General features: G+C 50.2%; 12 protein-coding genes. 8 read left to right on the top strand and 4 right to left on the bottom strand.

The genetic code is table 11. The features are described from left to right. Positions 1–77: 77 nt before the first annotated feature. The 3 genes from NP596_RS06405 to NP596_RS06395 all read left to right on the top strand — a co-directional run bounded on the left by NP596_RS06405 (position 78) and on the right by NP596_RS06395 (position 2,353). On the top strand, positions 78–353 hold the full coding sequence (locus tag NP596_RS06405; RefSeq protein WP_256614449.1) for a hypothetical protein: 276 nt from the start codon (positions 78–80) through the stop codon (positions 351–353). A gap of 116 nt (positions 354–469) precedes the next feature. After that, entirely contained in the window at positions 470–1,855 is a 1,386-nt protein-coding gene (locus NP596_RS06400) for a hypothetical protein (RefSeq protein ID WP_256614448.1), read from the top strand. A gap of 153 nt (positions 1,856–2,008) precedes the next feature. Further along, entirely contained in the window at positions 2,009–2,353 is a 345-nt protein-coding gene (locus NP596_RS06395; RefSeq protein WP_256614447.1) for a DUF2782 domain-containing protein, read from the top strand. 60 nt (positions 2,354–2,413) lie between these two features. Here the strand turns inward: NP596_RS06395 and NP596_RS06390 are convergent, their stop codons facing one another. Beyond that, entirely contained in the window at positions 2,414–2,824 is a 411-nt protein-coding gene (locus NP596_RS06390) for a hypothetical protein (RefSeq protein ID WP_256614446.1), read from the bottom strand. A 233-nt stretch (positions 2,825–3,057) separates the two neighbouring features. Here NP596_RS06390 and NP596_RS06385 point away from each other — a divergent pair, with 233 nt between their 5' ends. Together NP596_RS06385 and NP596_RS06380 are read left to right on the top strand one after the other, a co-directional pair. After that, entirely contained in the window at positions 3,058–3,342 is a 285-nt protein-coding gene (locus NP596_RS06385; RefSeq protein WP_256614445.1) for a hypothetical protein, read from the top strand. A gap of 12 nt (positions 3,343–3,354) precedes the next feature. After that, complete coding sequence (locus NP596_RS06380) at positions 3,355–4,086, top strand: pteridine reductase (RefSeq protein WP_256614444.1); 732 nt, start codon at positions 3,355–3,357, stop codon at positions 4,084–4,086. On the opposite strand, the gene folK is transcribed toward NP596_RS06380, so the two are convergent. Together folK and folB are read right to left on the bottom strand one after the other, a co-directional pair. Next, the gene (gene folK, locus NP596_RS06375; protein WP_256614443.1) at positions 4,083–4,574 is read right to left on the bottom strand and encodes a 2-amino-4-hydroxy-6-hydroxymethyldihydropteridine diphosphokinase; all 492 of its coding nucleotides are present in this window, start codon (positions 4,572–4,574) and stop codon (positions 4,083–4,085) included. The two genes, NP596_RS06380 and folK, sit on opposite strands and share 4 nt — an antisense overlap. Before the next feature lies 1 nt (position 4,575). Beyond that, on the bottom strand, positions 4,576–4,929 hold the full coding sequence (gene folB / locus NP596_RS06370) for a dihydroneopterin aldolase (protein WP_256614442.1): 354 nt from the start codon (positions 4,927–4,929) through the stop codon (positions 4,576–4,578). A gap of 87 nt (positions 4,930–5,016) precedes the next feature. On the opposite strand from folB, the gene plsY reads away from it, so the two are divergent. After that, entirely contained in the window at positions 5,017–5,589 is a 573-nt protein-coding gene (gene plsY, locus NP596_RS06365; RefSeq protein ID WP_256614441.1) for a glycerol-3-phosphate 1-O-acyltransferase PlsY, read from the top strand. A gap of 1 nt (position 5,590) precedes the next feature. Here plsY and tsaD read toward each other — a convergent pair whose 3' ends face one another. Continuing rightward, positions 5,591–6,601 carry a tRNA (adenosine(37)-N6)-threonylcarbamoyltransferase complex transferase subunit TsaD gene (tsaD, locus tag NP596_RS06360; protein WP_256614440.1) on the bottom strand — a complete coding sequence of 337 codons (1,011 nt, stop codon included), beginning with the start codon at positions 6,599–6,601 and terminating at the stop codon, positions 5,591–5,593. A 107-nt stretch (positions 6,602–6,708) separates the two neighbouring features. Here tsaD and rpsU point away from each other — a divergent pair, with 107 nt between their 5' ends. Together rpsU and NP596_RS06350 are read left to right on the top strand one after the other, a co-directional pair. Next, entirely contained in the window at positions 6,709–6,942 is a 234-nt protein-coding gene (gene rpsU, locus NP596_RS06355) for a 30S ribosomal protein S21 (protein ID WP_013817466.1), read from the top strand. 11 nt (positions 6,943–6,953) lie between these two features. Continuing rightward, entirely contained in the window at positions 6,954–7,403 is a 450-nt protein-coding gene (locus NP596_RS06350; RefSeq protein WP_256614439.1) for a GatB/YqeY domain-containing protein, read from the top strand. Positions 7,404–7,417 lie beyond the last annotated feature (14 nt).

Raw genomic sequence — 7,417 nt, 5'->3', positions numbered from 1 at the left:
TTAAGACCGTTTATACCGGCTTTTGCGGGCGTGGCCTGCAAAAGCCGGCGTTTTAATAATTGAGTAAGGTATAAGCAATGAAAAAAACACAATTGAACCAAGGAATGCTCGTTGGGTTATTATTGGCGGCCTCGGCCGTTAATGCGCAGGATTATCCCGCTGCCGATTTCCAGCCGAAAGTGTTGTTCAGGGATGAGTCGGTTGTCGTTGAATCAGCGGTACCGGCCAACAGTGCGGCAGTTCCTTGTGTCAGTCAGGCTGATACAGCGAAGCAAGATGTTGTAGCGGAAGTAGATCCTAAATATCCGGCTAGCAGTTTTCAGCCAAAAGTGCTTTTTAGCGAAAGCAACTAAGAATAAAAATAAATGATTGTGGCCAGTTTTTGTAATGGGCGCGTTTGGTAATAAAGAAGGTGTAAACAACCCGGTGTTGTTGTGCACGACATTAATTCATTCAGGAGTATTCTCAAATGAAAAAAAACAGTTTGATGAATAGCTTATTTGGCATTTTGCCGCCCTTGTTTTTCGATAAACCGTCAGCGGGCGGTGCAGTCGAAGCAAGAGGCGCCGCTGCCAACGAAGAAGGCGCTCAATTGACTGGCGTTGCCCGCTATCTAAAAAAACTTGAGCAAACAGGCGTTGAACGGTATTTGGCGCAGCTGCAAGCGTTTGAAGATGCCAATAAGCCGGTTATTGAAGGGCCCGAGCCTGAACCCGAGGAAGAAATTCAGGTTGAAGAGGCTGTGTTGGAAGATGTCGAAGAAGACGTCGTCGAAGAGATTATTGAAGAGATTGTCGAGCCCGAAGCGATAATTGAGCCTGAGCCGAGCGGAGTTGAGAAATATCTATCTCAGCAAAGCGAAAACCCTATCACGCGGGTTGCTAAATATTTGTTGAAGCAATCGATTTTATCGCGCGAAATTCCGGTTACCGGCGTTGCTAAATACGTGACCAAGCAAGAATACGAGGGTCATGTGGTGACGGGAGTCGCCAAGTACGTGACCAAGCAAAGCATGCGCGAAAGCGCGTCGCCAGGTGTTACCGGCGTGGCTAAATATGTGCTGAAAAATGAATTGCAGGCAAAGGATGCGCCTCTAGCGACGGGTGTCGCCAAGTATGTCAGCAAACAAACCTTGCTTGCCAAGGATGCGCCAAAAGTTACCGGTGTGGCCAATTATATAAAATCGCTGGAAAAAATGGAGCAAGAACGGGTGCCGGCTACAGGGGTGGCCAAATTTGTAGCGCAGCAGGCTCTAGCGGCTAAAAAAGCTGCGGCGGCAGCGTTGGTGGCGCGTTATCGGGAACAGGAAGCCGGCATGCAAGCGGAACGAGCATTGCAACAAGCCGAGCAAGCCGAAAAGACACGGGATTTAGACGATCCTACCGAGGAGGTCTTTGAAGGCTCGCGTGTTGCTCAATATATAGCCAGACAAGCCGCCTCCGATGTTGCCAAGCCAACCGGAGTGGCTAGATATTTGGCCAAGCAGATTCAATTGCAAAGCCAGTTGGAACCCATGAGCGGTGTTGCCAAGTATCTGGCGAAGCAAGCAACTTTGGCCAGGCAACAGGCACCTCAAACCGGGGTGAGTAAATATTTGGCCAAGCGGATTCTGGTTGCCAAGCCGGTTGTGTCCGTTAGTTCTGTCAGCAAGTATTTGTTGCGCCAGGAGTTGCAAGATAAGGAAAGCGCTGAACTAACCGGCGTGGCCAGATACATGTCTAAGCAGAGTTTATTGGCTAAGGATGCCTCGCCCGTTTCCGGTGTTGAACGCTATGTAGTTAAGCATGCTCATGCCGACGATGCGGGGTTCGTTAGAACCACCGGCGTGGAAAAATATCTGCGTAAACAAAGCTGATATTCGCGGTAGTGATATTGAAAAAACCAATGCTCTGCGGAGAGCGTTGGTTTTTTTTTGCGATCAAAAAGATGGTAAATCCGCTTTAGAACCTGTTGCCATTCTCAAACTGGTTTATTATGTGTTTTCAATAAGACTTATCCAGGGATTCGAATGTTTCGCCAGTACGTGTTGAGTTTGCTATTTGTTGTGCCGGGCCTGGTCTGGGCGCAGCAGACGCTGGAAGAGCCGCCGGCCGTGCCCGAGCCGCCGGAGTTGCCTCCGCGCATTCAATCCGGAGAGGAAATGGAGCCGGATATTACTATCATACGTAAAGGCAAGGACACCATTCAGGAGTACCGCAGGAATGGAAAATTGTACATGATTAAAGTGCAGCCCCAAGTCGGGCCGCCTTATTATCTATTGGACAAAAACGGCGACGGCGTCATGGATGTGAAGAAAAACGATCTGGATAAAGGTACCGAGATCAATCAATGGCTGCTGTTTGAGTGGGATTGAATAGTCCTCGGCCTTTGGTCCTGAGTGCTATCGTATCAGGGCTGGCCGTGTAAAGCGGCTTTATTCGGATACTTTCAACAGCCAGCCGCCCTCGGTGTCGCATTTGCTGAATTTGGATTTAAGCGAGACCGAAATGCGCACCACGGTATTTTTAATCTCTGCCGGCAGTCTGCCTTTCACCAGATAAAAGGTGTCTTTATCTTCAAGCGTAACTTCGATGGGGTGTTGCTTGATGCTGACATGAATATGGCCGGGGCCGTTACTGCCGGAAGCCGCAAATGAGAATTCCGAACCCGGTGCCACGGTGGCTAAATGCTCAGGCGCGTTTCTGCTTATTTTGGCTTTTATGCAATCCGTACCGCTACCTCCGCCGCTGCCGCCATGGCCGCCGTGGCCTCCCGTTGATTGCGCCATGCCGATGCCGCTAAAGCTAACAGCGTACAGCGTCACTAAAATTTTGATAATTCGCACGAGGGCCTCCTGATGGTTTTTCTTTTAATAGTCCGGCCATTATAGGGTTTGGCCGGCCAACTTTGAAGCCTGTAAACGGTAACGAAAGAAGCTGTTGGTTCGGGTTTCTCGGCATTCCGGCAGGGATAAGTTTCGCAAGTATCAGGAATAGTTGATGTTTTTAGGTAATTTGATTACATTGGCCAAGCGGTGAAATCTTGCCGTATTCACAATAATAAAAACGGGATGGGTTTATGTTGTTTCTGGCTAAATTATTTGGAATTCTTACTTTGGTCTGGTTTTATCTGACGGCCAAGAATCATAATGCGCCTTTGATCAATTGGTCCGTAATCGGCTTGATCGGTTACTGGCTGACGTGGTGGTTGGCGAAAATGTTATTGGTGGTGCCCTTGGCGGATTTGGTGCCTAAGCACTCGGTCATGGAGTTTTTGTTAACGCAAATGCCTGTTGTTTGCGCGGTGGCTGCGTGTTACCTGATCAGAAAAAAGCTGATTGCCAGTTTGCCGAGCGCGGGATAAGCCCTAAAAATAATGCCTAAAATTGCGTTGGTTACCGGAGCGGCGAAGCGGATAGGCGCGGCCTGCGCACGCTTGTTGCACGCGCATGGTTACAATATAGTTTTGCATTGCCACAGGTCGGTTCACGAGGCAAGCCAATTGGTTGAGGAATTAAATGGCTTGCGAGCGGAGTCGGCTTATTTGGTGGCGGCAGACTTATTGCTGCTGGAGCAGGTTCATGCATTAGCCGAGAAAGCGCTATATGCATGGGGCAATGTGGATGTATTAATTAATAACGCTTCCTTGTTTTATTCCGGCTCATTGGGCGATATTGCCGAGCGCGATTGGGACGATTTGTTGGGCGGCAATCTTAAGGCGCCTTTTTTTTTATCCCAGGCCTTGGCGCCGTCCTTACGTCGGCGGCGGGGTTGCATTATCAATATTACCGACATACATGCGGAAAAAGGTTTGCCGGGGTTTCCTGTTTATAGTATTGCCAAAGCGGGACTGGTGGCGATGACAAAATGTTTGGCCAAGGAATTGGCGCCCGACGTCAGGGTCAACGCCGTGGCTCCGGGGGCTATTTTATGGCCGGATCGCGGCATTAGCGCTGAACAAAAGGCAGAGATCCTGCAAAAGGTGGCATTGCAGCGTTGCGGGGAAGTTGACGATATTGCCCGAGCGGTCGGGTATTTGAGCGATGATGCGCCCTATATGACCGGGCAGGTTTTGACGGTGGACGGCGGTAGAATGCTGTATACCTAGTGCCGGGTCGATTCGATTTTGGTTTGTTTCGCTTGGGATTTGTCGAAACGCCGCCAAAGGTCGGCATAGGTTTCGCCGGTAATGGGATGCTTTTCGTTGCCGGCTATTTCAGCGAGCGGTTCCAGCACGAAGGCATAGCGTTCAATTTCATCGCGAGGGATTCGCAGGCGGCCATCGTTAATGACTTGATCTCCGTACAGGATCAAATCCAAATCCAATGTGCGGGCCGAGAATTTTTGCGATTCCCGTGCGCGGCCGTGGTCCAGCTCAATTTGCCGCAATGTTTTTGCGATTTCCTTGGCGCTAAGGTCGGATTCGAAGCGCGCAATCAGGTTATAAAAACTATCGCCGACAAAGCCCACGGGTTCGGTTTCGTAAATGCTGGATAACACCAGTTTACCGAGCGCTTTCTCCAATGCTTTTAGGCTGGAGGGGATGTGGCTTTCTTTGTCGATGTTGCTGCCGATGCTGATATAACCTGTTGGCATGTTATTTTTGCCCGCGTTCTATGATGATGCCGACGTCGCGTGCCCGGCTAATAGCGCCTTTTTTATTCAGAACGATTTTTACCCACGGTACGGAAAATTCGTTCAGCAAAATTTTGGCGATTTCTTCGATCAGGGTTTCTACTAGATAAAACTCGCTGGCCTCTACAAAAGCGACAATGCGGTCGGAAACGGTTTTGTAATCCAACGTGTAGGCGATGTCGTCCGTGGCGGCGGCTTTCCGAATATCGAAAGCCATTTCAATGTCTAGGATAATTTTTTGTTTGATGCTGCGTTCCCAGTCGTAGATACCTATCACGGTGTCAATTTCAAGGCCGCCTAAAAAAATGATGTCCATTAGTGCTTTCCGGTTATTATATTTTTGTTATATCAGTATCGAGTAAATAGCTCGACTGTACAAGTCCCGATGAGAGAGGTTGATTGAATGTTGGAATGGTTGCTCGTGCCCTTGGCTTATTTAACCGGTTCGGTTTCCAGTGCGATTATTGTGTGTCGAATGATGGGATTGGCCGATCCAAGGGAGAACGGTTCGGGCAACCCCGGCGCGACGAATGTGATGCGCATCGGCGGTAAAAAAGCCGCGGCCATTACCTTGGCGGGCGATGCATTGAAAGGTTTGATCCCGGTCTTGTTGGCGAAGGTGTTGGGTGTGGATAGTTTGGTGTTGTCTTTTGTGGTATTCGCTGCGTTTTTGGGGCATCTGTATCCGCTGTTTTTTGATTTTAAGGGCGGCAAAGGCGTTGCAACATCTTTGGGTGTGACGCTTGGCGTGGCGTGGCCGCTGGGTTTAGCGGTCGCGGCAACTTGGTTTGTGGTTTACAAAGTCAGCAAGATTTCATCGTTGTCCGCGTTGGTGGCGGCAACATTGGCGCCGCTGTACGTGTGGCTGATTGTAGGCGATATTAATTTGATCGTAGTGTTTGCATTGATATCGCTGATATTGTTATGGCGGCATAAGGGCAATATTCAGCGGTTGTTGGCGGGCAATGAATCTTGAACTATGCGTTCAGCAATTCATTCATGGGCCAGCGGGGGCGGGCGAAAATATTCAGATCTTGAGTTTGGCCGGCCTGTAGCCGTCGGCAGCCGGCATAGGCAATCATGGCGCCGTTATCGGTACAAAACTCCGGGCGCGGAAAAAAAATATCCGCTCCAGCTTTTTCGCTCATCCGCTCTAGCTGGCGGCGAATTTCCTGATTGGCGCTAACGCCGCCCGCCACGACCAACCGGCTTAAGCCGGTTTGTTGTAACGCGCGTTTGCATTTGATGGTAAGCGTTTCGGCTATGGCCTGTTGAAATGCAAAGGCAATGTCGGCTTTGTCCTGTAGTGATCGATTGCTGGTATTGTAGGTGTTCAGGGTAAAGGTTTTCAGGCCGCTAAAGCTAAAATCCAGTCCCGGCCTGTCGGTCATGGGGCGCGGGAATTTAAAGCGCGGGTTGCCCTGTCGGGCCAAGTTGGACAAGGCTGGGCCGCCGGGGTAATCGAGCCCAAGCAGTTTGGCGGTTTTATCGAAGGCTTCTCCGGCGGCATCATCCAGCGATTCGCCTAACAAGCAATAACGGCCCATGCCGGATACTTCGATCAGTAAGGTGTGGCCGCCCGAGATTAGCAGCGCAACAAAAGGAAATCGTGGCGGTTGTTCTTCCAGCATGGGAGCGAGCAGGTGACCTTCCATGTGATGCACGGCAATCGCCGGTATTTGCCAGGTCCATGCCAAACTGCGAGCGGTGGCGGCGCCGACGAGTAAAGCGCCCATCAATCCCGGTCCGGCGGTGTAGGCAATGCCGTTAATATCGGTCGAACCCAATCGGCTGTCCCGTAAGACCCGGTTGATGAGCGGGATTAATTTTCGCACGTGGTCGCGGGACGCAAGCTCCGGCACGACGCCGCCGTATTCGTTGTGCGTCAGTATCTGGCTGTGCAGGGTGTGAGCTATTAAGCCTTTTTCGGCGTGGTAAATGGCAACGGCGGTTTCGTCGCAAGATGTTTCTATGCCTAAAACGTACATTAATTTTTTTGAATAAAAGTATTTTGTGGGTATAATCCGTCGGTTTTACAGGGCTGGTTTTTGCCTGACGATTTTTTAAGATACTAACATAATTCGGATTTTTGATAATGCCATCAGTTAAAGTTAAAGAAAACGAACATTTCGATATCGCTATTCGCCGTTTTAAACGCGCTTGCGAAAAAGCCGGCGTGTTGGCGGAAGTGCGTCGCCGCGAGTTTTATGAAAAACCAACTACGGAACGTAAACGTAAAGGTGCTGCGGCCGTTAAACGTCATTTGAAAAAATTGGCGCGCGAGCGTTATGCGCTGAAAAACCTGCGCCGCGGCCGTCCGCAAACTTAAGGCTGTCTGGAATGGATTTGTTAAAGGAGCGTATCAAGGATGATATGAAGGCCTCAATGAAAAATGGCGACAAAGCCAGGTTGGGCGTGATACGCATGATGCTGGCGGCCATTAAGCAGGTTGAGGTCGACGAGCGTGTTGAGTTGGGCGACGATCGGGTGCTGGTTGTGCTCGATAAAATGCTAAAGCAGCGCCGCGAGTCCATAAAGCAGTTTCGTGATGCCAATCGTATCGATTTGGCGGAAATAGAAGAAGCTGAGGTTCGGGTAATTCAGGATTTTCTGCCGCAGGCCTTAACCGAGGCGGAGATAGATGTCATGGTGGCTAACGCTATTGCCGAAGTCGGGGCGACATCGATTAAGGATATGGGGGCTGTCATGGCTATCCTGAAGCCGCAAATGCAAGGCCGTGCGGATATGGCTGTTGTCAGCGGAAGAATCAAGGCTGGCTTTTCAGCGTAAGCCTTCGTCTTTTG

This window comes from Methylomonas rivi, assembly GCF_024505165.1.
Lineage (GTDB): Bacteria > Pseudomonadota > Gammaproteobacteria > Methylococcales > Methylomonadaceae > Methylomonas > Methylomonas rivi.
This window is presented reverse-complemented; position numbering and strand designations above follow the sequence as displayed.